Genomic DNA, 22872 nt, shown 5'->3' on the forward strand with positions numbered 1-22872 from the left:
CGGGCTCAGGTGCCGGCGGCCAGCTGCGCGCGGGCCGCGGTCAGGACCTCGTCCGGGGTCACGGCGGCGAGCCGCTCGTCGAGCCGGTCCGCGTGGGGGTCGCCCCACGCGTCCGCGGCCGGGTCCCCGTGCCACAGCACGGTGTGCAGACCGGGGTCCACGGCGGGTCCCCACCAGGCGGGCGGGGTGGGGCCGAAGAGCACCACGGAGCGCACGGCCAGGGCGGTGGCCACATGGGCCACCCCGGTGTCCGCGCTGAGCACCAGGGCCGCCGAGCCGACGGTGCGGGCCAGGCCCTCGAGGTCCAGGAGGCCGCACCGGTCCTCCGCGGCGTCGATCCCTGCCGCGACGGTGGCCGCGAGCCGCGCCTCGGCCGGGGAGCCGGTCACCACGATCCGGTGCCCGTCCGCGGCCAGGGCCGCGGCGACCTCCCGCCAGCGCTCGGCGGGCCAGCGCCGGGCGGCGGACGCGGCGCCCGGGTGGATCAGCACGGGGGCGTCCCGGGACGCGGGCCGGTGGGCCCGCAGGCGCAGGTCCTCGGGCCCGCACGGTCCGCCGGCGTCGGTCACCAGGCGGCACCAGCGCCGCACCTCGTGCTCGTCGCGCCGCCACGGCGGACCGTGGTGGCCGACCCCCGGCGCGGCGAAGCCGACGAGCCGGCCGGGCCGGGAGGCCTGGAGCAGCTCGTGGCTCAGGGGCCCGCGCCCGTGCAGGTTCACGGCCACGTGCCCGCCGGTCACCGGCGGCAGCGCCACGAGCCCCGGCAGCGGGAGCACGCCGTCGACCACGCCGAGCCCGGCCAGCCAGGCCCCCACGCCCTCGGGCGCGGCGAGCACGATCCGGTGCTCCGGCAGCATCCGGCGCACGCCCCGCAGGGGGGCCACCGCCGTTAGGGCGTCCCCGAGACCGAGGGCCCGGAGCACGAGCACGTCCCCGGGACCGATGGTCGTGGGGTCCACGACCCACCGGTCCGGCCCGGTGGAGGCTGCGGCCGAGGTGCCGCCCGCGGCACCGGCCGCGCGGGCGGGGGCGGTGACGGGGTCAGCGCTCACGGCCGGCCCTCTGCAGGATCGCGGTGGTCGAGCGCCCCGACAGGTACGGCAGCACGGTGACGCGGCCGCCCCAGCCGCGCACGTCGCCGGCCTCCGGCAGCTGCTCCGGGGTGTAGTCGCCGCCCTTGACCCACACGTCGGGGCGGAGCAGGTTCAGGGCCGCGCGCGGGTCCTCCTCGTCGAAGAGGACGACCGCGTCGACGCTGCGGAGGGCGCCGAGCACACGGGCCCGGTCCGCCTGGCCGACCACCGGCCGGCCCGGGCCCTTCAGCCGGCGGACGGAGTCGTCCGAGTTCAGGAGCACCACCAGCGCGTCGCCGAGCCGCCGTGCGGCGTCGAGGGAGGCGATGTGGCCGGCGTGCAGGACGTCGAAGCAGCCGCCGGTGGCCACCACGGTGCCGCCGCGGCCGCGCACCTCGGCGAGGAGCTCCTGCACGTCGCGGGGCAGCGCCTCGGCGCCCGGGTGCAGGTCCGGGCGGGCGTGGCCGCCGGCGGACCGCCGCGTGCGGTAGGTGGCCGCGCCGCCGGCGGCGACCCACTGGCCGGCGGCCTCGACCGCCGTCTCCACGGCGGCCGTCACGTCCGTGCCGCCGCCGAGCGCGAGGGCCGCGGCGGACGCGAACCGGTCCCCGGCCCCGCAGGGGTCGGTGTCCTGCACCGGCGCCGCGGGGACCCGTTCCGTGCCGGCGGACGTCGCCAGGTACGCCCCGTCGGCACCGGCCGTGACGGCCACGGCCCGGGCGTCCCAGCGCCGGCGCAGCGCGCCCGCGAGGTCCCGCGGGGAACCCGCTGCGGGGCCCTCGAGGGCGGCCGCCGCCTCGGCGGCGTTCGGGGTGACGAGGGCGCACCCGGGCACCGGGGTGCCGCCGCGGGGGTGGGGGTCCCAGACCACCACGCCGGTGCGGGCGTACTCCTCGAGCGCCGCGCGCACGGCGGGGTCACGGGTGACGCCTCCCCCGTAGTCGGAGACGAGCACGGCGTCCGCCCCGGCAAGGACGGCGGCCACGTGCGCGGCGGAGACGCCCACCGGGGTGCCGGGCCCGCCCTCGTCCACGCGCACGAGGGTCTGGCCCGAGCTGCGGATGCGGGTCTTGGTGCGGGTCCCGCCCTCGTGGCCCAGCCGCTCCAGGGCGATCGGGGCCAGTGCGCCGGCCAGTTCCCGCCCGGCGTCGTCGTCCGCGGCCGGGGCCAGGAGGGTCACGCCGCGGGCCGCGGGCACGGCGCCGGCGGCCGGCGGCTCTGCGCACAGCAGGGCCGCCAGGCCCGCCCCGCCGGGGCTGGAGAACACGGCCTCGACGTCGACCACGGGCACCGGGGCGTCCGGGCTCAGCCGGGTGGAGGTGCCGGAGACGTCGCGGTCCAGGAGGGCGTCGCCCACCACCACGATGCGCGGGGCGCTCATGCCACCCCCGCCCGCAGGGCCGTCCTGTCCGGCGTCCCGGTCGCGGCGGGCTCCGCGGCACCGGCGGCCGGCGCCAGCCGGGCGTCGACGGCCGCGCAGACGGCGTGCAGCAGCATGAGGTGGACCTCCTGGATCACCGAGGTGCTGGGCGCGGCGACGGTGAGGAACTCGTCGGCCCGCTCGGTCAGCGGATTGGGGCCGGGGCCGGTGAGCGCCCAGACGTGCAGGCCGTTCTCCCGCGCCCGCTCGGCCGCGGCCAGCACGTTGGGGCTGCGGCCGCTGGTCGAGAGCACCACGAGCACGTCGCCGGCCCGCCCGTGGGCCTGGACCTGCCGCGCGAAGAGCTCCTCCACGCCGTAGTCGTTGACGATGGCGGTCAGGCTGGAGGTCTCCGCCGACAGGCACACGGCCGACAGCGGCCGCCGTTCGTCGACGAAACGGCCCACCAGCTCCGCGGTGAAGTGCTGGGCCTCCGCGGCGCTGCCGCCGTTGCCCACGGCGAGCACGCGCCCGCCGTCCGACAGCAGCCCGGCGAGGCGGGCGCCCCACCGGTCCACCACGTCGGCGTGCTGCGCCGCGTCCCGGGCGGCGACCGCCAGCTCGTCCAGGTGCGTGCCGAGCCAGCGCTCGGTGCGCCCGAGCATCGGGGGGTGCTCGCGGCGGTGCCGGGCGACGACGCCGGCGTAGGAGCGCTCCGTCTCCCGGGCCACATGTCCCCAGCCGAAGAGCCGCTCCACGCGCTCGCGTCCGGCGCGGCCCATGCGGGCCGCCAGCTCCGGGTCCTCGAGCACGGTGCGCAGGGCGGCCGCGGTCGCGGAGGGGTCCCGCGGGGGCACGTGCAGGCCGGTCACGCCGTCCTCGATGCTGTCCAGCAGCCCGCCCACAGCGCTGCCGACCACCGGACGGGCGCACGCCATCGCCTCGAGCGGGACCATGCCGAACGGCTCGTACCAGGGGGTGCAGGCCACGACGTCCGCGGTGGCCAGCAGCGCGGCGGTGTCGTCGTGGTCCACGCGGCCCAGCAGCTCCACGCGGTCGGCGACGCCGAGCTCCCGGGCCAGGGCCCGCAGGCGCAGGGCCTCGGGGTCGCGGTCCAGGTCGGCGCGGTCCGGCCCGCCCGCCACGACGAGCTCCGTGCCGGGCAGCTCGGCGAGGGCCCGCACGACGACGTCCACGCCCTTGCGCTCCACGAGGCGGCCGAGGGCCACGATCCGGGGTGCCCGTGCTCCGGCCGGCGGCGGGGCCGGGACGAAGGCGTCGAGGTCCACGCCGCACGGGACCACGTCGATCCGCGCCGGGTCCCCGCCGAGGGCGAGGAGCTCGGAGCGTTCGTCCCGGCAGGTGGCCAGGACCAGGTCGGCCGCCGCGACGAGCTCGTTCTCGACCGCGAGCCGGCCCGTGGGGCTGGTGTCGGCCGCGCCCTGGTGCCGGCGCTTGACGGCCCCGAGGGCGTGGAAGGTCTGGACCACCGGGATCTGCAGGACCTCCGCCGCCCGGCGGGCCGCGATCCCGGACATCCAGAAGTGCGCGTGCACGAGGTCGGGGGCGCCGCCGCGGGCCCAGTCCCGGGCGAGCCAGCGCCCGAACTCGTCCATGTACGGGGCGAGGTCGTCCTTGGGCAGGAGGCTCGGGGGCCCCGCGGGGACGTGGACCACCCGGGCCCCGGGGGCGAGCTCGACCTCGTCGGGCAGCGCGGCGTCGTCGCGGCGGGTGTAGACGACCACCTCGTGGCCGAGGCGGGCGAGCCCCTCGGCGAGGGCGGCCACGTACACGTTCTGCCCGCCGGCGTCGACCCCGCCGAGGGCGGCCAGCGGGCTGGCGTGCTCGGAGACCATTGCGATTCTCATGCTGTCACCTTCTCCAGGATGCGGTCCCACTCCCCGAGGAAGCGGTCCGCGCCGTAGTGTTCCAGGGCGTGCTCGCGGGCGGCGGTGCCCGCGGCGGCCGCCGCGCCGGGATCGTCCAGCCAGCGCCGGGCCTGCGCGGCCAGGGCGTCCGGGTCGTTGGAGAGCAGTCCCGCCTCCGGCGGCACCGCCCGGGGCGCCTCGGTGGTGGAGAGCCCCAGCACCGGCATCCCGATGGTCATGGCCTCCAGCAGCGCCAGGCCCAGGCTCGTCCACCGGTAGGGGTGGAAGTAGGCCCGGTGCGCGCCGAGCGCCGCGTGCAGCTGCTCCTGAGGGTAGTTCTCGTGCAGCCGCCCGGCCATGTGCGGCGCGTGCTCCGCGAGGCGGTCCATCCCCATGCCGTAGACGTCCACGGGCAGCTGCCCGGCCAGCGCGGTGAGCAGGTCGGTGCCGGCGATCCGGCCCCGCCGCACGGGCTCGTTGACCACGGCCGCCAGGCTGGCCGTGCTCCCGGTGTAGAGGTGACCGGGGTCGAGGACGCCGTGCTCCACGACCTCGGTGGGCGCGCGCCCGGTGTCCCACATCATCCGGTTGAAGTGGGTCACGTGCACCACGGGCACGTCGGAGCGCTCGGCCAGGGGGTGCCGGGTGGTCACGGCGGCCCCGCGCGGGGTGTCGTGCTCCACGTACACCGCCGGGACGTCGGTCCCTGCCCGGCGCCCGGTCCACCGCTCGAGCAGCTCCGCTTCGCGGGGGCGCTGCAGGAGGACCACGTCGAACTCGTCGCCGGCCAGTTCCTCGGGCGTGCGCTCCACGGCCGCCGCCGGCCAGTCCCAGGTCTCGGCGCGGCCGCGCCCGTCGGGACCCCGGCCGGCGACCACCGGCAGCAGGTAGGTGTGGGGGCCGTGCACGAACGACGTCGTCCACGACCCGTGGACGTGCCACATCAGGATGCGCACCCGGGACCTCCTTGCGGTGCGGGAACAGGGACGGGGGTCCGCGCGGCGCCGGCCGTGAGCTCCTGGACGGCCGCGAGGACGGCCGCGGGGGTCACGGTGCTCAGGCACGGGTGGCCGGGGACGGGGCACTCGCGGGCCCGGGAGCCGCGGCAGGCCGCGTCCTGGTCCCCGAGGAGCACCACGGGCACCCCGTACGGCGACCACCGCTCGGGCGGCACCACCGGGGAGAAGAGGGACACGACAGGGGTGCCCACGGCCGCGGCCAGGTGGGCCGGACCGGTGTTGCCGACCACGACGCAGGAGGCGGCGGCCAGGACGGCGGCCAGGACCGGAAGGTCCGTCCGGCCGCCGAGGTCCAGGACGTCCCCGTGCGGTGCGGCGGCCCGGGCGGCGGCGGTGAGCTCCCGCTCCCCCGGTCCGCCCGTGAGGACGACGGTGCGCCCGGCCGCGGCGAGCTCCGCGGTGAGGGCCCCGGCGTGCTCCGCGGTCAGCCCGCGGGAGGGGACGGAGGCGCCGGGGTGCAGCACCACGAACCCGCCGGGGGAACCGGACAGCTCGGCCGGCAGCCCCGGCAGCGGCCGCCGGACGGCCAGGCGCCGGTCGGCGGGGGCGGGCTCGGGGGCCCCGGCCGCGACGGCGAGCTCCAGGGCCGCCTCGACCTCGTGGCCGCCGCCGGGCGGGTCCGCGCGGCGGTGCCGGACGTCCAGCAGCGAGCCCGGGTAGTCCTCGCTCGTGGCGGCCACCCGGTCGATCCCGGCGAGCCGGGCCAGCAGCGCCATGGGCAGGGGGCTCTGGTGGAACGACGTGAAGATCACCGCGAGGTCGTAGCCGCGGGCGGCGAGGTCCCCGACCAGGGCCGCGGTGGCGTCCGGGTCCACGGGCGGGGGGCGGAAGCCCGACCACGGCGCCGCGTGCTCCAGGACCTCGGCGACGTCCGGCAGCAGCCGGGCGGCCGCGGCGCCGGACGGGGAGGCGAGCAGGTCCACCGGGTTCCCGATCCGGGCCAGGGCCCGGATCGCGGGACCCGTGAGCAGGACGTCCCCGTCCGAGTCGAGACGGACGGCGAGGGTGCGGCCCATGCTCAGCCCCGGCTTCCGGCCGTGGCGACCGGTGCCGGCCGGGCCTCCGGGCGGTCCTCCGCCGCGTGGCCCGGGGCCAGCACCGCCGCGACGGCCTCGGCCAGGGTCCCGGCCACGCTCGGCGCCGCCGCGACCTCCTCCGGGCGGGTCACCGGGGTGGGGACCAGGACGCTGCGGGCGCCGGCGGCCTGGGCGGCCTCGACGTCCGCGCCGATGTCGCCGATCAGCACGCAGGCGGAGGGGTCCACGCCCAGCTCGGCGGCGGCCGCGAGCACCATGCCGGGCCGGGGCTTGCGACACGCGCAGTCCTCCTCCGGGGCGTGCGGGCACACCTGCCAGGTGTCGAAGGGGCCGAGCAGCTCGCTCACGCGGGCGTTGACGGCGTCCACCTGCGCCCGCGTGAGCAGGCCGCGGCCGATCCCGGACTGGTTGGACACCACGCCGACCCGCAGTCCCGCCGCCCGCACGGCCTCGACCGCCTCCCGGGCGCCCGGGACCAGTGCGACGGCGTCCGGGTCGCCGTTGTAGGGGACGTCGTGGACCAGGGTGCCGTCGCGGTCGAAGAGCACGGCGCGCACGGGGACGGGCCACGGCCCGGTCCGGCGGTGCCGCCACCAGCCGCGGACCTTGTGCCGGACGGCGGCCACGGGGATCGCGGCGCTGGTGCGGACCATGCGGCTGAGCTCGGACAGGAACTCCGGGTCGCCGGGCCGCGGTCCCGGGACGGTGCGCACGAGCACGAAGCGCCCGGTCAGCCAGCCCCACGCACCGGCGCCGAGGCCGGCCGCGGCCAGGCCGGCGCGGCGGGCGGGCCGGTGGCCCAGGGCGGCGGCGGCGAAGGCGGCGCCGGCGCCCGCGGTGCCGAGGGCGGCGACCGTGGCGACGTGCCGGGGGAACGCCCCCGGCGGGGCGGCCGCCTCCTGCCGCCAGCGGGGCCCGTGCAGGCGGCGCATCAGGGCGTCGTCGGCGTTGCCGGCCTGCACGCGCACGCTCACGAGGTCGTCGGCGGGACGCACCGGGTGGGTGATCCGGCGCCGCCCGCGCACGAGCCGCCAGCCGGCCCGGCGCACGCGCAGCGCGAGGTCCGCGTCCTCGCGGTAGGCGCGCGGGAAGCGTTCGTCGAAGCCGGAGACGGCCTCGAGGGCGGCGACACGGTAGGCCATGTCCGCCGTGGCCCAGTCGGCGTGCTCGAGCGAGGCGGTGTTGCGCTCCCAGTCGGTGGGCCGGCGGTGACCGGGCAGGGGGACGTCGATCCGGCCCTGGGTCGCGCCGACCTCGGGCCCGCAGTCGGCGAGGTCCTCGGCGAGGCGCCGGGCCCAGCCGGCGGGCAGCTCCACGTCGTCGTCGAGGAACGCGATCCACTCCGCGCCGGAGCGGCGCGCGGCGCGCCAGCCGCGGTTGCGCGCGGCGGCCGGGCCGCGCCCGTGGCCGCGGACGGTGCGCACGGTCCAGGCCACGGTGCCGGGCACGGTCACGGTGAGCGGCTCCACGTCGCCGGGCCGGTCGTCGACCACGACGACCTCGAGCGGGCCGGGATGGTCCGCGTCGACGTCCTGGGCGGAGAGGGTGTCCAGCAGCCACTGGAGGGTCGGCCGCCCCACCGAGGGGACGACGACGGCGTAGGTCGAAGGTGCGTCCGTCATTCGGCCTCCTGGAAGAACGCGGCCCGGCGGACCAGGTGGGGGCCCAGCACGAGCGCGGCCACCGGGGCGGAGCCGAAGAGCTCCAGGGCGTCGCGCGGGTCGTCGACCATGGGCCGCCCGGCGGTGTTCAGCGACGTGTTGACGACCACGGGCACGCCCGTGCGCGCGTCGAAGGCCCGCAGCAGCCCCGCGATCCCGGCGTTGTCCTCGTCGGTGACCGTCTGGATCCGGGCGGTGCCGTCCACGTGGGTGACCGTGGGGATCCGTTCGCGCCACTCGGGGGCCACGTCGTGCACGAAGAGCATGAAGGGGCTGGGCATCGGCCCGCCGCCGAAGATCTCCGCGGCGCGCTCCTCGAGGACCATGGGCGCCACGGGCCGGAACTGCTCACGGCCCTTGACGTCGTTGAGCCGCTCGAGGTTCTCGGCGTGCATCGGGTTCGCCAGCAGGGAGCGGCGGCCCAGGGCGCGCGGGCCGAACTCGCTGCGGCCGTCGAACCAGGCGACCACCCCGTTGTCCGCCAGGATGTCGGCGACCTCCCCGGAGAGGTCCCCGGGGGTGGTGAAGGGCACCTGCGCGGTGGTCAGCCACTGCGCGAGCTCCTCGGCGGACCAGCTGCGGCCCAGGGCCGCCGTGGGCTGGGGCTCGCCGAGCTCCCCGGCCTCCTGGGCCAGGTGCAGGGCGGCTCCGAGCGCGGTCCCGGAGTCCCCGGAGGCGGGCTGCACCCAGACCTCCTCGAAGGGGGTCTCCCGCCAGATCCGGGAGTTGGCCACGCAGTTCAGCGCCGTGCCGCCGGCCATCGTCAGGATCCGGTCCCCGGTCTGCGCGTGCAGCCAGGTGGCGAGGTCCACCAGGACCTCCTCGACCACGGCCTGGACCGAGGCGGCCAGGTCGGCGTGGTCACCGCCCCACGTGCCGTCGTCGATGCGGCGGGGCGCGAAGCGGGACCAGTCGGGGGCCTGGGCGCAGAAGCCGCCGTCACCCTTGGCGCGGACGATCTCGCGCAGCTCCGGCAGGAAGCGGGGCTCGCCGTAGGAGGCCAGGGCCATGACCTTGAACTCGTCGCTGGAGCGCAGGAAGCCGAGGTGGTCCGTCAGGGACTCGTAGAGCAGGCCCAGGGACTCGGGCAGGGCCTGGCGGTGCAGGATCTCCAGCGCCCCGTCCCGGTAGCGCCCGGCCAGGTGCGAGTGCGCCTCGCCGCGGCCGTCGACCACCAGGACGCTGCTCGTGCGGGAGGGGGCGGCCAGTCCGGCGGACGCGGCGTGGGCCACGTGGTGCTCCACGAAGCGGACCTTCTCCCGGTCCAGTCCCGGCAGGGCCTCGGCGAGGAAGCCCGGCGCGCGGCGGGCGTAGTCCACGCGCACCGGGTCGTACGGGTCGTCCGGGATCTCGGCGGCGATGGACGGATCGAACGAGTAGCCCACGGCGTCCAGGTCCGCCGGTGTCAGTCCCGCCTCGGCGAGGCACCAGCGCATCGCCTGCTCCGGCAGCTCCCACGCCGAGAACGGCACGGGGCGCTTGCCGTGCTTGCGGCGGGAGAAGCGCTCCTCCTCCGCCGCGGCCACCACCCTGCCGTCCACGACGAGAGCCGCCGCGGGGTCATGAAAAATCGCGTTGACGCCCAGATAGTTCATGGATCGGAGTATGGCACAAAATGATCAGGCGGCTGATCTAGGAGCCGGGCCGGTCAGGGGCCGGCCCGCTCCCCTCCCGCTGGAGGGCCTCCGCGCCGAGCTCCCGCTCGAACTCCCCGTCCGCGTCCCGGCCCGGTTCCCCGGACGGGTCGCCGAGCAGCTCCCGGAGCAGCTCGTCGAGCTGCTCGAACCCGCTCGGGACCATCTCCGCCCGGGCCCGGGCCGCTGTCCGCCCGGCCGGCGACAGGCACCAGCGCAGCAGCTCGTCCAGCCGGTCGCCGCCGAGGTCGCCGGTGCCGACGACGGCCGGCCAGTCCCACGCGCGCGCCTGGGCGGTGACCTTCCCGCCGCCCTCCACGGGGTCGACGGCGACCGCGGGCACGCCGGCCCGCAGCGCCAGCACCAGGCCGTGCATGCGCATGGTCACCACGGTGTCGAGACGGGCGACGACCGAGCCCGCCTGGGCGGCGGTGGCGGGCAGCCGCCAGTCCCGGGGGTCCAGCCGCGTGTCCAGCGGCAGCCGCGCCGCATCCAGCCGCCCCAGCCACTGCTCCAGGGCGGCCCCGACGGTCTCGTGCCGGCGGCGGGCGCCGTACTCGTGCTGCCCGGAGGTGAGGTAGACCCCCAGGACGGGCACGAGCTGGGGGTCGGGCCGGGCCGCGAGGTCCCGGCGCCCCGCGGCGCCCGGCCGGTCCCGCGCGATGACCCGGTGGAACCCGGCGGTCACCGGGTCCCCGGGATCCAGCACGCTGACGCCGACGGCGATCCGGCGGCAGTGCGCGAAGCGTTCGTGCAGCCCGGCGACCGGGCGTCCGGCCGCCGGTCCGCACACGAACAGCAGGTGGGTGTACCGTGCCGGGTCCGCGTCCTCGAGCCGCAGACCGCCCGGCGGGCACATGACCTCGCTCCACGCGAGGTCGTAGGGGACGCCCGCCGTGCCGAGGGCGTCGGCGACGGCGTCCATGGCGAGGACGTCGCCCGCCGTCGCCTCGCCGTGCAGGACGCTGGACCAACCGACCACGAGAGTGCGCATGTTCCCGACGCTACCGGCCGCACCGGTGTCCTCGGTGGCCGGGAGGCCCGAGCGTGGGCACTGTCACGTCCGGTAACGACTCGGCACCACGGCTGGTGACGCACGTCACGGGTGCCTACACTCGACAGCACGGGTCGAGCAGCCGGCCGTGACGTCCAGTCGTGGAAGGACCCCCCATGGAGCATTCCCTGTCCGTCGTCGTGCGGATCGAACGGGACACCGGGTGCGTGCACCTGGTGGTCACCGGTGATCTGACCGAGCGCAACCACCGCACCCTGCCACCGCTCGTCGGGCGCGCCCGCGCCCTGTTCCCCGAGGCATCCGTCGTCGTGGACCTCACGGGCGCCCAGCACGTGGAGCCGGAGGGGCTGGACCTGTTGCGGTGGTCCCTCGACCAGGACCTCGGCCCGGAGTCCGCCGGCCCCGTGCACGTCGTCACCCGGCCGGTGCCCTTCGGTTCCGCCGAGGGACCGCGCCCGTCGGCACGGGCCCGCACGGCGGTCCCCGGGACCTGGACCGGCACCGAGCGGGGCGGGGTGGCGGCATGAGCGGCGTCGACACCGTCCGGTCCCCGGCCGGCACCGGGACGGGGAGCAGCCGGGACTGCGACACGTGCCTGGGGCCGGACTGCGAGTTCCCCGCCGATCTGCGCACGCTGGCCCTCGTGGAGCTGCAGGTCCTGCACAGCAGGGTGGTGTGCCAGCTCGAGCAGGAGTACCTGATCAACGCCGACGGCCCCCACCCCGTCACCCAGGACCGTCACGAGGAGCTCGTGGCGGAGCTGGAGGCGCGCCGGGACGCCGCCTCCGGGGACTGACCCGCCGCGGTCAGGACGCCGCCCGCGTGGCCCGCCCGCGCGGGCGGCGCGACCCGTACCACTGCGCGAAGAGCACCACGATCAGCGCCACGTCCAGCACGTCCCCGCCGTAGTACATGAGCTGCGCCCCCGCACGGGCGTCCGCCTCCCCGACACCCACCGGCGGGTGCCCGTACAGGTGCTTGGCCAGCGCCGAGTGGGCCGCGACGAAGCCGACCAGCACCGCTGCCCGGAGGGCGAAGGAGCCCCGGTGCGGATCCGGGTCCACCCCGGCCACGGCCGCCGCGAACACGCCACCCGCCACGAGGACGTGGGCCTGCACCGCCGCGTGCACGCCCACGTGCTCGTGCATGCGGTGGTACAGCCCGCTCGTGTAGAGCAGCCACAGGCCGCCGCCGTTGAGCAGCCCCGCCACCACAGGGTGGGTCACCACCCGGACGGGCGGCGAGCGCAGGAGGCGGGACAGCGTCCGGGCGCGGGCCACCGGCAGGGCGCGCAGCGCGAGGGTGACGGGTGCGGCCAGGACCAGGAGCAGCGGGGCGGCCATCCCCAGGAGCAGGTGAGCGGCCATGTGCGCGGTGAACCCGGTGCGGGCGGCCGCGGCCAGGGGGCCCACCAGTGCCGTCCCGGCGCAGAGCAGCCCTGCGCACCACAGCACCGTGCGGTGCACCGGCCACGGCCCGCGCCGGCGGACGGCGCGCAGGCCGGCGGCGTAGCCGGCCGCGGCCAGGAGCAGCAGGAGCAGCGCGGCGCCCTCGACCAGGGCCCAGCCGGTGGGGCCGTGGTGGGGGCTCATCGCCCCGGGCGGCCGGGGCGGGTGCGGCGGACCAGCAGCAGACCGGCCGCGAGCGCGAGCGCGGCCGTTCCGGTCCAGGTGAGGTCGTAGACGAACAGGTCGACGTCGTAGCGGATCTGGTGGATCCGGAGCACCTTGTGCAGGACCACGCCGTCGACGAGCTGGAAGGCGCCCAGTCCCGTGAGCAGGCCCGCGGCCCAGCGGGTCCAGGACACGGGGCCGCGGCGGCGGAGGTCCGCGAGGAGGAAGAGGGAGCCCACGGTGGTGAACCAGCCGAAGGCGTGGAAGAGCCCGTCCGAGGCGAGGGCGACCCCGGTGGTGGACAGGTCGTAGAAGTGGTGCCAGTGCAGCAGGAGGTGGAAGACGGCGAGGTCCACCACGGACGCGGCGACGCCGGCGCCGAGGAGGGCGCCGGCGAGCAGGGTCCGGCGGTCCTGGTCGGCCATGGGGTCCTCCTGGGGCGGTCGGTGGGCTCGCGGTCCAGCCTACGACGGTCCGGTGCGCCGTCCAGGGGCCGGTGGGCGGGCGGTCCGGGTGGTTCAATGGCACGGTGCGCAACGACAACCTGACCCGCCGTGAGACCGCCGACCGTTCTCAGCTCGTCTCCGTGGAGAGCTACGACGTGCTGCTGGACCTGTCCACCGCGCCGGACCCGGAGGCGGAGTCGTTCCGGTCCGTGACCACGGTGCGCTTCGGCGCGCAGGAGGGCGCCCAGACGTTCCTGGACTTCGTCGGCCACTCCGTGGAGGCGGTGACGGTCAACGGGCGGGAGCTGGACCCGGACGACGTGGTCGAGGGCTCGCGGGTGCGCCTGCCCTCCCTGGCGGCCGCCAACGAGGTGACGGTCACGGGGCGGGGCCGGTACTCCCGGTCCGGGGAGGGGCTGCACCGGTTCGTGGACCCGGCCGACGGCCGGGTCTACCTGTACACGCAGTACGAGCCGGCCGACGCCCGCCGGGTGTTCGCGAACTTCGAGCAGCCGGACCTCAAGGCGTCCTTCCGGTTCACGGTCCTGGCCCCGGACGGCTGGCAGGTCTCCTCCAACGGGGTGCGCCGTGGGGTGTTCCCCGCCCCGGAGGCGGAGCGGCCCGGGGCGGTGCGCCACGAGTTCGCCCCCACGGAGCGGATCTCCACGTACATCACCACGGTGCTGGCGGGCCCGTACCACCGGGTGGCGGGCGAGTGGCGGCACTCCTTCGAGGACGGCAGCAGGATGTCGGTGCCGCTGGCGCTGTACTGCCGCGCCTCCCTCGCGGAGCACCTGGAGGCGGCCACGGGCGCCCGTGAGCTGTTCGACCTCACCCGGCAGGGCCTGACGTTCTTCACCGAGCTGTTCGGCTACCCCTACCCGTTCGGGAAGTACGAGCAGGCGTTCGTGCCCGAGTACAACCTCGGCGCCATGGAGAACCCCGGGCTGGTGACGTTCACGGAGGAGTACCTGTTCCCGGACGGGGCCACCCGCGCCCAGTACCAGGGGCGGGCCAACACCCTCATGCACGAGATGTCCCACATGTGGTTCGGGAACCTCGTGACCATGACGTGGTGGGACGACCTGTGGCTCAAGGAGTCCTTCGCCGAGTTCATGGGCGCCCACGCGTGCGTGCAGGCCACGGACTTCGAGGAGGCGTGGATCGCGTTCGCGGACCGCCGGAAGGCCTGGGCCTACCGGCAGGACCAGCTGCCGACCACGCACCCCGTGGTCGCCGACGTCCAGGACCTGGAGGCGGCCCGGCAGAACTTCGACGGCATCACCTACGCCAAGGGCGCGGCGGTGCTCAAGCAGCTCGTGGCGTTCGTGGGCTACGACCCGTTCGTGGACGCGTGCCGGTCCTACTTCCGCCGCCACGCCTACGGGTCCACCACCCTCGAGGACTTCCTGGCCGTGCTCGAGGAGGCCTCGGGGCGGGACGTGCGCGGCTGGGCCGAGTCCTGGCTGGGCACCTCCGGCGTGTCCTCCCTGACCCTCGACCTGGCCCGGGACGACGACGGTGCCGTGACCTTCGCGGCGCTGCTGCAGGACCCCGGGGCGGGGGTGCTGCGTCCGCACCGGCTGCTGCTCGGCGGCTACGAGCGCGGTCCGGGGGACGTGCTGGTGCGCACCGGCACGGTCAGCGTGGACCTGCCGGCCGAGGCGTCCGTGGAGGTCCCCGAGCTCGTGGGCTCGACCGCACCGCTGCTGGTGGTCAACGACGAGGACCTCACCTACGCGAAGACCCGCCTGGACCCGCTCTCGCTGACCACGGCCCTGAGCTCCCTGTCCTCCGTGGAGGACGACATGGCCCGCGCCCAGCTGTGGTCGGGGCTGTGGGACGCCACCCGGGACGCCGAGCTCGATCCCGGGGACTGGGTGGGCGCCGTGCTGGACCACGGTTTCGCCGAGCCGCGCACCGGGATGTTCTCGACCGCCGTGGACCACGCCGTGGAGGCCGTGGAGCGCTTCACCCCCGCCGCCCGGCGGGACCGTCTGCGGGGGCGGCTGCTCGACGCCGCGGTCCGGGAGCTGCGCCGCGCCGACCCGGGCAGCGACCGGCAGCTGGCCCTGGCCCGGCTCACCGCCCGGACGGCCCGCCGCGACGGCAGCCACGCCGGCTGGCTCCGCGACCTCCTCGCCGGCCGGGACGCCCTGCCGGGGCTGCGGCTGGGCCCGGAGCTGCGCTGGGCCCTGTGGACGGCGCTCGCGGCCACCGGCCACGGCGAGGACCCCGAGCTCGAGGCCGCCCTGGAGCGCGAGCGCGCCGGGGACCGGACCCGCACGGGGCAGACCGGCTGGGCCCGGTCCCGCGCGGCCCGTCCGTTCCCCCGGGCCAAGGCCGAGGCGTGGGCGGCGATCACCGGTGAGGAGCTGTCCAACGACCTGCTCAGCGCCACGATCGAGGGTTTCCGGCTGGGGCCGGCGGAGCTGCTGGAGCCGTACCGCGAGCAGTACTTCACCATGCTGGAGGAGGTCTGGGCGGGCCGGTCCAATGGGATGGCCACCCGCATGGTGCAGGGTCTCTATCCCGCCGGGGCCGACCTGGAGCCGGGGCACGACCCCGGGCACCACCCGGTACTCGCGCGCACGGAGCTGTGGCTGACCAACCACGCCGGGGCGCCCGCGGCGCTGCGCCGGATCCTGGTAGAGGAGCGGGACCACCTGCTGCGGGCCCTGCGCGCCCAGGCCGCGGCGCGCCCCTGAGGCCCGTCCCGCCCGCACCGGTGCGCCGGTCCCCGGACGGCCGCCGTCCCCCGGTGGGCACCGGGGGACGGCGGGAGGTGGTGACGGGACGCGGGGCCCGGGCTCAGGCGGCGGGGCGGCCCGAGCGGCGCAGCACGCGGTCGACGGCGCGCTGGGCGTCCGCGTTGGACTTGAAGACCCGCCGGTCGAGGCTCTGGCCGAGCGACATCGACGAGTTGCCCATCTGCAGCAGGTTCACCTTGGAGTCGTTGCGGTGCTCCCGGGGCGGCTGCGGCGCCTGCGGGCCGGTCCTGGCGTCATAGGCCATGGTGGATCCTTTCCGTGACCTCTCCAGTGTAGGAGGCCGCCGTCCCGCTGAACAGAGCGCCGCCGGTCATCGGCCGTGCCGCCGGGCCCGGGACGTGTACCAGCCGCGGTCCACGGACCGCCGCACCCACCACGTGCGCGCGACGAGCACGAGGGACAGCACGTGCAGCAGCACGAGGACCGACCAGTAGGCCGCCGCGGCCGCCGGGGTGAAGGGGACCGACGCCGCGCCGGCGAGCATCAGCATGACGAGGGCCTCCAGGTTCAGCGCGTAGCGCAGGGGGCGCATCACGCGCACGGAGATGTCGTGCTCGGGCTGGCGGTTGATCCAGGACAGCAGCACCGCCACCACGGACATCACGATCGACGCCGCCGCGGAGGGCACCTGCCAGCCGGACCCCAGGACGTGCTCCCGCACGGTCGCCACGAAGCCCACGAGCAGCAGGACCGCGGTGATGAGACTGACCGCCACGGAGGCGAACGCAGTGATCCCCTGCCGCGCCGGGAGGATCACCATCTCGCAGAAGGCGTCGTCGAACCGGGACGTGGGCCGCAGCGCCAGGTGGCCGCGCACCGCCCCGGGCCAGCGCCGCACCGTGCGGTCCTCGGCGAGCACCCGGTCCACCGCCCGGTGCGATCCCCCGGGACCGCCGGGGCGCCCGCCCTCGTGGGAGAGGACCGTGAACTCGTGCAGCCGGACCTCCGCCGGGACCGTGAGCTCGAGGTGGAAGCTGCGGCAGGACGCGAGGTCGTGCAGGCCCACCCGGCCCACCCACGGCATCCAGCAGTGCCGCAGCCGGTCCCGGACGCGCGGCCGCCGCCCGGCGGCGTACTGCTCGTCCATCGCGTACTTGAGCACCAGCCGGCGCCCCGCGAACTCGGCGGGCAGCGCGAAGGTCAGCAGGAAGCCGCGGGCCAGCTGGTCCGCCACGGTGGTGAACAGGGCGAGGTCGGCGTCCCAGTGCTCGGCGTCCTCCGCGGGCAGCAGGCCCTGGTCCACGAGCTCCTGCACGACCACCCGCAGGTGCTCGCAGTAGGCCCAGAACCCGTCGAGGGCGTCCTCCACGAGCAGCTCGGGGGCGTGCACGACCGCGGGCACGTGGTCCCGGGCCAGGACGGCGGCCTCCGCCGGGGGCAGCTGCTCCGGGATCAGCCCGCGCAGCAGCAGCACGGCGAGCGCCCCGTTGTCCTCCGTGCTCAGGACCGGAACGGGGTCGCCCTGGCAGACGGCGTCGAAGTTGCGCAGGGGCTGCTTGGCCTGGATGGTCACGGGCACCAGCAGCCGGCCGGCGTCGTCGGCCGGCCAGGGCGTGCGCGCGGCGAGGTCGACGTCCAGGGAGACCTTCCGGCGGGTGACGCCGTCGGGGCTCATGAGCACGGACTCCACGCGCCGGTGGATCCATCCGGCGGGGCTGAGGAACAGCGCGCGCAGCACGTCGGCGTCCACTCCCGGGGGACCGGGCTCGGGCGGGGGGACGTTGCCCTGGGGCATCCGCGCGCCTCCTTCCTGGTTGCCGGTGCGGCTCTCGCCCCGGGCGGGCACCGGGGCCCGCCCGGTGTCCTGATCGGCCATCATTGCACCAGTCAGCGCGGACACCGTACGGGTCGGGGCCTGCACCGGCCGTGCCGGGAATCGTGAGATGCTGAGGACGACTTGATGCCCCAGCTCCATCGAGGGAGACCATGACCGACTACGCGCTCAACGACCGCGGCTCTCTGGAGATCGTCACGGAGAACTTCTACGACACCGAGATCATGCGGGTCTTCGGCGGGCTGTCCTTCGGCAAGCTGCGCACCTGGACCGGCAACGCGGCGCTGGTCCCGGAACCGGACAACCCCTTCGACCCCCACACGGTCTCGGTGCGGATCGGCCCCAACAAGATCGGCCACCTCGCCCAGCAGGACGCGCAGCGGTACTGGCCCTACCTCGCCCGCGTCATCGCCTCCGGCTACACGCCGGTGGCGCCCCTGAAGCTCGAGGCCACGGTGCTGCGCCAGGACGGGCAGGCGGAGGTGGACGCGACCGCGCGGCTGTCCATCGCCGCCCCCGACCTGCTGTTCCCGCTCAACACGCCCCCCACCCACGCGGCGGTGCTGCCGCAGGGGCCGTCGATCAAGGTCCTGGACGAGCAGGAGTTCGCCGAGTACCTGCACAGCGTCATCCCCCCGTCCGGGGAGGGACGGGTGATGCTGACCCTGGAGAGCAACAAGGTCCGCAACCACCACGGGCAGACCCTGGACATCGTGGACGTGCTCTACGAGCGCCGCCAGGTGGGGCGGCTGTCCACCCAGATGTCCCGGCAGCTCATCCCGATCATCGACCACGCCTTCCAGCAGGAGAAGCTCACCGCCGTGTGGGGCACCATCCGGGGCTCGGCCTTCGAGGTCTCGATGACGCTGCAGGCGGCGCGGCCGGAGGACATCCCCGCCGAGTGGTACGAGCGGCTGCCCAACGACGTCCCCGAGCTCATGCCGGCCGCCGAGAGCTACCCCGTCCCGGACGCCTACGTCCCCGCCGAGGCGGACCGCTCGCGCAACGCCAAGAAGTGGCGCAAGGGCCTGGCCGTGTCCGCGGCCGGGACCGGAGGGACCGAGCGCGCCCCGCACGACGACCACGTCACCGCCCAGCGCTCCGCCGCCGGCCCCGGGCCCGGGGCGATCGGACGGGTGCACGTGGCCGTGTGGGTGCTGCTGGCCATGACCGTGCTGCTGGGCGCGGTGGGCGTGTTCTTCCTCGGCGTGGAGCCGCTGGTGAGCGCCCTGTGCTTCATCGTGGCCGTCGCCACGGGCTTCATGTCCTTCTACCTGGCGCGGATGAGCACCGGAGTGGCCCGCCGATGATCAGCCGCCGGGAACGCTTCCTGCAGATCCTCGAAGTGCTCTCGAAGCACGGCTTCGGCTTCGCCCTCGGCGGGATCAAGGAGGAGTGGCGCGCCCCGCTGGCCCGGGTCCGGCTCATCGACCCCGACAAGCTCTACAGCCAGCCCGTGCACCTGCGCCAGGCCCTCGAGGAGCTCGGCCCCACCTTCGTGAAGCTGGGCCAGGTCGTCTCCACCCGCCCGGACCTGCTGCCCCCGCGGTACGTGCAGGAGCTGACCCGGCTGCAGGACAGCTCGCCCCCGGTGCCGGCCGAGCAGATCCGCGCGATGATCGAGTCGGAGCCCGACTCCGCGGCCGAGGAGATCCTCGCCGAGATCGACCCCGTGCCCCTCGCCACCGGCTCGATCGGGCAGGCCCACGCGGCCGTCTACCAGGGCGTGGACGTCATCGTGAAGGTGCGCCGCCCCGGCGTCGTCGAGGAGGTCAACCGGGACCTCGAGATCCTCGCGGAACTGGCCAAGCTGCTCTCCACCTACTGGCCGGCCGTGGAGCACTTCGACCTCGAGGGCCTCGCGGACGAGTTCGCCCAGTCCCTGCGGGACGAGCTGGACTATCTCACGGAGGCCCGCAACGCCCAGCGGATGGCCGAAAACTTCAGGGGCGACCCCCGGGTGCACGTCCCCGAGATCTTCTGGGAGGCCTCGACCTCCCGCATCCTCACGATGGAGCGCATCCGCGGGATCAAGATCAACGACTACCCCGCCCTCGAGGCCGCCGGTCTCGACCGGCACCTGCTGGCCGTGGACTCGACCGAGGCCATCTGCCGGATGATCTTCGAGCACGGCTTCTTCCACGCGGACCCCCACCCCGGCAACCTCTTCGTGGAGACCGGCGGGCGGATCGGCATCATCGACTTCGGCATGATGGGCACGCTGACCGACGAGTTCCGGGACCACCTCGTGACCCTGATGCTCGGCGTGGTCCAGGAGAACCCGCGGCGGGCCGCCGCGGGGCTGCTGGGACTGACCTCCCAGGAGCAGGACGTCAACAAGAAGGAGCTCGAGCGGGACGTGGCGATCCTGCTGCGCCGCTACTCGAACAAGCCCCTGCACGAGGTGCGGGTGGGCCACCTCATGGGCGACCTCATCGGGCTGCTGCGCCGCTACCGGATGCACCTGCCGCGCGAGTCCGCCCTGTTCCTGCGGATGCTCGTCACGGCCGAGTCCGTCGGCACCGGCCTGGACCCGGAGTTCGACCTCGTCTCGGTCCTGACCCCGTACGCGCAGCGCTTCGTGCTGCACCGGCTCTCCCCCGAGATCCTGGCCAAGCGGCTGCGCGACATCCTGCAGGACGCGGTGCAGATGGGCGTCGAGGCCCCCGAGTACCTCCGGCGGCTCATCGTGGTCCTGGAGCGCGGCGGCTTCGACGTCCACCTGCGCGCCGACGAGTTCGAGCCGCTGCTCAAGCGCGGGGAGAAGATCGGCCACCAGGTGGTGGCCGGCGCGGTGATCGCCGCCTCGATCAACGGCATGGCCCACATCCTCGCCTCCGACCCGGAGCGGTGGCGGAAGTTCCACACGCCTCTCATCGCCGGCGGCGCGACCACCGTGGGCACGCTCGCCGGCTACCTGGTGCTCTCCACCAACGTGCCCAAGGTGCGGCGCCTGGCGCACACCGTGCGAGCGCGCCGGCGCTTCTGAGCCCCTGGTGGCCGGTCCCGGCCCTCACCGGGCACGCACGAGCAGCCCGAGGGCCACGAAGCCGGACGCCGTCAGGACCACGAGCAGGCCGCTGAAGGGCACCGCCGCCAGCAGGACCCCGACGGCGGCCAGGACGGCCGCGCTGCCCGAGACCGCCAGCGCCGCGCCGGTCACCAGCGTGCTCGCGCGCACCGCGGCCGCGACCGGTCCGCGCGTCGCGGCGGCGGCCGGGCCCGCCGGGGCCTCGGGAACCCTGACCGCACGGGCCGTCCCGCCCCGGCGCAGGGCGCCCGAGGCGACGACCGCGACCGGCTGCCGGGGGGCCACCGCCGGCAGGGCGGCCGTGCCGGTGCGCGGCAGCAGGACGTAGCCGGCGCCCGCCACGGCGAGCACCGCCAGCACCGCCGGGTCGGCCATCCGGTCGGCCACCCACCAGAGCGCACCGACCGACGTGCCCAGCGGGCCGCCCACCGCGCCCGCGGCGCCTGCCGGGGCCACCGGAAGGGCGACGAGCTCCGGCCGCGAGGACCCGGCCAGCCACCAGGCCGCCGGGAGGACCACGGCCGCGCCGGCCGCCGCCGCCCGGAGCGGGAGGGCGGCGGGGCGGAACCGGTCGGGGCGCCGCAGCACCGCGCCCGCCAGGGCCGTGAGACCGGCGACGAGCACGGGCACCCCCAGCAGCAGCGTGGCGTGCAGGGGGACCATCACGGTCCAGGCGAACGGGTCGCGCACCGTCCCGAGCGCGGGCACCGACAGCCCGAAGGCCACGGCCATCCAGCCGGCGAAGAGCAGCGCGGTCAGCAGGGTCCCGTACCGGGGCCCCAGCAGCTGCGTCCCCGCCCGCGTCACGGACCGGGAGGAGACCACGGCCGTGGTCGCCCGCGCCGCGGACCACAGCAGCACCAGGCACAGCACGACCAGCCCCACGAACCACGGCCGTGGGGCGGAGACCGCCCCGCAGACCCCGTCGAAGCACCCCACCGTGTCGACGAACACGTCCACCGCAGTCACCACGGACCCTCCCCAGGCGTTCCCCGGCGACCCCCCGGCCGCCGGCCCCCGTCTCCCCGGCCCGGTTCCGGGCCGCCGAGGGCTGTGCCCAGCGTAGGGCGGCGGCGCACGGCCGTCTGTCCCCCTGCGTGTCCCTTCTTGTGCGCCGGGGGCCCGGGGCGCCGGCCCCGCGGGCCGGCGCCGGCGCTCAGTCCGCGGCCGGGGGCATCTCGATGTGCACGACCTTGACCTGGGTCATCTCGTCGAGGAGCTCGGGGCCGTAGCCGAAGCCCGCGCCCGAGGCCCGGCGCGGCTGGGCGGCGCCGCCCGGGGCCCCGCCGAAGACGTTGTTGACCTTGAGCGTGCCCACCGGCAGCTCGGCCACGGCGCGCTGGGCGTGGGCGATCCGCCCCGTGAGCACGGTGGCGGCCAGCCCGTACCGGTCGGCCGCGGCCAGCCGCAGGCCCTCCTCGAAGCTGTCCACGACCTGCACCGGGGCCACGGGCCCGAACGTCTCCTCGGTCATGACGGTCATCTCCGGGGTGCACCCGCGCAGGACGGTGGCCGGGTAGAACGAGCCCGGCCCCTCGGGCACCCGGGCGCCCTCGAGCACGACCGCTCCGCCGCTCACGCTCTCGGCGACCTGGCGATGGACCTCCGCGCGCATCCGCTCGTCGACCAGCGGGGCGAGCGTGCCGTCGGTGTTGCGCCGCCGGGCCTCCTCGGTCAGGGCCGCGAGGAACGGCTCGGCGACGCCGCGGTGGACGTAGATCCGCTCGACCGCCACGCAGATCTGGCCGGAGTTGGCGAACGCGCCGAGGGCGGCCTGACCGGCGGCCCAGACCGGGTCCACGTCGTCGTCGACCACCAGGGCGTCGTTGCCGCCGTTCTCGCGGAGGACGTGCGCGCCGGTGCCGGCCGCGGCACGGGCGATGGCCTCCCCGGCGGCGGTGGAGCCGACGTGGGCCAGGACGTCGACGTCGGGCATCGCCGTCAGCAGCTCCCCCACGGCGGATCCGCCGATGACAGTGCCGAGGACGCCGGGAGGCAGGGCCCCGGCGAGGATCTCGCCGAGCCGCGCCCCCACGTGCGGGCAGCGCTCGCTGGGCTTGTGCACCACGGTGTTGCCGGTGACGACCGCCGCCCCGAGCAGGCCCGCGGCCACCGCCACGGGGTCGTTCCAAGGCGTGAGGGCGACGACGACGCCGCGCGGCTCCGCGACGGTGTAGTCGGCCGCGAGGACGCCGCCGCGCAGGCTGTGACCCCGGTGCACCGGGCCGAGCTCCGCGTACTGGCGCAGCGTGCCGACCCCGGCCATGACCCCGCCCAGCGACTCCTCGACCGGCTTGCCGGTCTCGCAGGCGTTGAGCTCGGCGAGCTCCTGGGCGTGCTCGGCCAGGCGGTCGGCGGCCGCGCGCAGGGCCTGCCCGCGCTCCTCCGGCGCCGTGCGCGCCCAGTTCCGGGCGGCGGCGCGGGCGGTCGCGACCGCGGCACGGACCTCGCCCTCGGTGGCCACGGCCAGGCTGCCGACCGGGGACCCGTCCCGGGGGTCCAGCACGGTGAGCTCGGTCGTCGGGGCGGTGGCGGGTGCTGCGGTGGTCATGGATCTCCTTCTCCGTGGA

General features: G+C 76.2%; 19 protein-coding genes. 5 read left to right on the top strand and 14 right to left on the bottom strand.

Features of this window, described 5'->3' with window-relative positions; all coding sequences use genetic code 11:
• Nucleotides 1–5 precede the first annotated feature (5 nt).
• From QYM41_RS05360 to QYM41_RS05395, 8 genes are read right to left on the bottom strand one after another with little or no spacing between them, the layout of a single operon-like run.
• Nucleotides 6–1052 (bottom strand): glycosyltransferase family 9 protein, encoded by a 1047-nt coding sequence (locus tag QYM41_RS05360; RefSeq protein WP_368798721.1) that lies wholly within the window; start codon nt 1050–1052, stop codon nt 6–8.
• On the bottom strand, nt 1042–2454 hold the full coding sequence (locus QYM41_RS05365; RefSeq protein ID WP_368798722.1) for a PfkB family carbohydrate kinase: 1413 nt from the start codon (nt 2452–2454) through the stop codon (nt 1042–1044). Before QYM41_RS05365 ends, QYM41_RS05360 begins: the two co-directional genes overlap by 11 nt.
• The gene (locus tag QYM41_RS05370) at nt 2451–4301 is read right to left on the bottom strand and encodes a glycosyltransferase (RefSeq protein WP_368798723.1); all 1851 of its coding nucleotides are present in this window, start codon (nt 4299–4301) and stop codon (nt 2451–2453) included. The genes QYM41_RS05365 and QYM41_RS05370 overlap by 4 nt, the downstream gene beginning before the upstream one ends.
• On the bottom strand, nt 4298–5257 hold the full coding sequence (locus tag QYM41_RS05375) for a glycosyltransferase (protein WP_368798724.1): 960 nt from the start codon (nt 5255–5257) through the stop codon (nt 4298–4300). Before QYM41_RS05375 ends, QYM41_RS05370 begins: the two co-directional genes overlap by 4 nt.
• Nucleotides 5245–6336, bottom strand: a complete 1092-nt coding sequence (locus tag QYM41_RS05380) for a glycosyltransferase family 9 protein (protein ID WP_368798725.1) — start codon at nt 6334–6336, stop codon at nt 5245–5247. The genes QYM41_RS05375 and QYM41_RS05380 overlap by 13 nt, the downstream gene beginning before the upstream one ends.
• A 2-nt stretch (nt 6337–6338) precedes the next feature.
• Entirely contained in the window at nt 6339–7979 is a 1641-nt protein-coding gene (locus tag QYM41_RS05385; protein ID WP_368798726.1) for an HAD-IIIA family hydrolase, read from the bottom strand.
• Nucleotides 7976–9613: a carbamoyltransferase family protein gene (locus QYM41_RS05390; RefSeq protein WP_368798727.1), complete on the bottom strand. Its 1638-nt coding sequence runs from the start codon at nt 9611–9613 to the stop codon at nt 7976–7978. The genes QYM41_RS05385 and QYM41_RS05390 overlap by 4 nt, the downstream gene beginning before the upstream one ends.
• 37 nt (nt 9614–9650) lie before the next feature.
• Entirely contained in the window at nt 9651–10646 is a 996-nt protein-coding gene (locus tag QYM41_RS05395; protein WP_368798728.1) for a polysaccharide pyruvyl transferase family protein, read from the bottom strand.
• Nucleotides 10647–10822: 176 nt separating this feature from the next.
• Here QYM41_RS05395 and QYM41_RS05400 point away from each other — a divergent pair, with 176 nt between their 5' ends.
• Entirely contained in the window at nt 10823–11194 is a 372-nt protein-coding gene (locus QYM41_RS05400; RefSeq protein WP_368798729.1) for a hypothetical protein, read from the top strand.
• Nucleotides 11191–11463, top strand: coding sequence for a hypothetical protein (locus QYM41_RS05405; RefSeq protein WP_368798730.1), 273 nt, complete (start codon nt 11191–11193; stop codon nt 11461–11463). Before QYM41_RS05400 ends, QYM41_RS05405 begins: the two co-directional genes overlap by 4 nt.
• Nucleotides 11464–11473: 10 nt before the next feature.
• On the opposite strand, the gene QYM41_RS05410 is transcribed toward QYM41_RS05405, so the two are convergent.
• Both QYM41_RS05410 and QYM41_RS05415 read right to left on the bottom strand, forming a co-directional pair.
• On the bottom strand, nt 11474–12259 hold the full coding sequence (locus QYM41_RS05410) for a cytochrome c oxidase assembly protein (RefSeq protein WP_368798731.1): 786 nt from the start codon (nt 12257–12259) through the stop codon (nt 11474–11476).
• Nucleotides 12256–12705: a DUF2243 domain-containing protein gene (locus QYM41_RS05415; protein ID WP_368798732.1), complete on the bottom strand. Its 450-nt coding sequence runs from the start codon at nt 12703–12705 to the stop codon at nt 12256–12258. Before QYM41_RS05415 ends, QYM41_RS05410 begins: the two co-directional genes overlap by 4 nt.
• A 104-nt stretch (nt 12706–12809) precedes the next feature.
• Between QYM41_RS05415 and pepN the strand changes: the two genes are divergently transcribed.
• Nucleotides 12810–15434, top strand: coding sequence for an aminopeptidase N (gene pepN / locus QYM41_RS05420; RefSeq protein WP_368798733.1), 2625 nt, complete (start codon nt 12810–12812; stop codon nt 15432–15434).
• Between the two features lie 103 nt (nt 15435–15537).
• On the opposite strand, the gene QYM41_RS05425 is transcribed toward pepN, so the two are convergent.
• Together QYM41_RS05425 and QYM41_RS05430 are read right to left on the bottom strand one after the other, a co-directional pair.
• The gene (locus QYM41_RS05425; RefSeq protein ID WP_368798734.1) at nt 15538–15741 is read right to left on the bottom strand and encodes a hypothetical protein; all 204 of its coding nucleotides are present in this window, start codon (nt 15739–15741) and stop codon (nt 15538–15540) included.
• A 66-nt stretch (nt 15742–15807) separates the two neighbouring features.
• On the bottom strand, nt 15808–17313 hold the full coding sequence (locus tag QYM41_RS05430; RefSeq protein WP_368798735.1) for a hypothetical protein: 1506 nt from the start codon (nt 17311–17313) through the stop codon (nt 15808–15810).
• Between the two features lie 110 nt (nt 17314–17423).
• On the opposite strand from QYM41_RS05430, the gene QYM41_RS05435 reads away from it, so the two are divergent.
• Together QYM41_RS05435 and QYM41_RS05440 are read left to right on the top strand one after the other, a co-directional pair.
• Nucleotides 17424–18581, top strand: coding sequence for a hypothetical protein (locus QYM41_RS05435; protein WP_368798736.1), 1158 nt, complete (start codon nt 17424–17426; stop codon nt 18579–18581).
• A complete protein-coding gene (locus tag QYM41_RS05440) occupies nt 18578–20260 on the top strand; it encodes an ABC1 kinase family protein (RefSeq protein WP_368798737.1) in 1683 nt (560 codons plus the stop codon). Before QYM41_RS05435 ends, QYM41_RS05440 begins: the two co-directional genes overlap by 4 nt.
• Nucleotides 20261–20284: 24 nt before the next feature.
• On the opposite strand, the gene QYM41_RS05445 is transcribed toward QYM41_RS05440, so the two are convergent.
• Nucleotides 20285–21274 carry a hypothetical protein gene (locus QYM41_RS05445; RefSeq protein WP_368798738.1) on the bottom strand — a complete coding sequence of 330 codons (990 nt, stop codon included), beginning with the start codon at nt 21272–21274 and terminating at the stop codon, nt 20285–20287.
• 184 nt (nt 21275–21458) lie between these two features.
• Nucleotides 21459–22853, bottom strand: coding sequence for an aldehyde dehydrogenase family protein (locus QYM41_RS05450; protein ID WP_368798739.1), 1395 nt, complete (start codon nt 22851–22853; stop codon nt 21459–21461).
• Nucleotides 22854–22872: the final 19 nt, after the last annotated feature.

This window comes from Kocuria oxytropis (assembly GCF_040981195.1).
Lineage (GTDB): Bacteria > Actinomycetota > Actinomycetes > Actinomycetales > Micrococcaceae > Kocuria > Kocuria oxytropis.

What these genes read in the sequence shown, in the direction of transcription:
- QYM41_RS05365 (WP_368798722.1), bottom strand. Translation starts at nt 2,454, where the DNA reads ATGAGCGCCCCGCGCATCGTGGTGGTGGGCGACGCCCTCCTGGACCGC.
- QYM41_RS05370 (WP_368798723.1), bottom strand. Translation starts at nt 4,301, where the DNA reads ATGAGAATCGCAATGGTCTCCGAGCACGCCAGCCCGCTGGCCGCCCTC.
- QYM41_RS05380 (WP_368798725.1), bottom strand. Translation starts at nt 6,336, where the DNA reads ATGGGCCGCACCCTCGCCGTCCGTCTCGACTCGGACGGGGACGTCCTG.
- QYM41_RS05385 (WP_368798726.1), bottom strand. Translation starts at nt 7,979, where the DNA reads ATGACGGACGCACCTTCGACCTACGCCGTCGTCGTCCCCTCGGTGGGG.
- QYM41_RS05390 (WP_368798727.1), bottom strand. Translation starts at nt 9,613, where the DNA reads ATGAACTATCTGGGCGTCAACGCGATTTTTCATGACCCCGCGGCGGCT.
- QYM41_RS05395 (WP_368798728.1), bottom strand. Translation starts at nt 10,646, where the DNA reads ATGCGCACTCTCGTGGTCGGTTGGTCCAGCGTCCTGCACGGCGAGGCG.
- QYM41_RS05400 (WP_368798729.1), top strand. Translation starts at nt 10,823, where the DNA reads ATGGAGCATTCCCTGTCCGTCGTCGTGCGGATCGAACGGGACACCGGG.
- QYM41_RS05405 (WP_368798730.1), top strand. Translation starts at nt 11,191, where the DNA reads ATGAGCGGCGTCGACACCGTCCGGTCCCCGGCCGGCACCGGGACGGGG.
- QYM41_RS05410 (WP_368798731.1), bottom strand. Translation starts at nt 12,259, where the DNA reads ATGAGCCCCCACCACGGCCCCACCGGCTGGGCCCTGGTCGAGGGCGCC.
- QYM41_RS05415 (WP_368798732.1), bottom strand. Translation starts at nt 12,705, where the DNA reads ATGGCCGACCAGGACCGCCGGACCCTGCTCGCCGGCGCCCTCCTCGGC.
- QYM41_RS05425 (WP_368798734.1), bottom strand. Translation starts at nt 15,741, where the DNA reads ATGGCCTATGACGCCAGGACCGGCCCGCAGGCGCCGCAGCCGCCCCGG.
- QYM41_RS05430 (WP_368798735.1), bottom strand. Translation starts at nt 17,313, where the DNA reads ATGGCCGATCAGGACACCGGGCGGGCCCCGGTGCCCGCCCGGGGCGAG.
- QYM41_RS05435 (WP_368798736.1), top strand. Translation starts at nt 17,424, where the DNA reads ATGACCGACTACGCGCTCAACGACCGCGGCTCTCTGGAGATCGTCACG.
- QYM41_RS05440 (WP_368798737.1), top strand. Translation starts at nt 18,578, where the DNA reads ATGATCAGCCGCCGGGAACGCTTCCTGCAGATCCTCGAAGTGCTCTCG.
- QYM41_RS05450 (WP_368798739.1), bottom strand. Translation starts at nt 22,853, where the DNA reads ATGACCACCGCAGCACCCGCCACCGCCCCGACGACCGAGCTCACCGTG.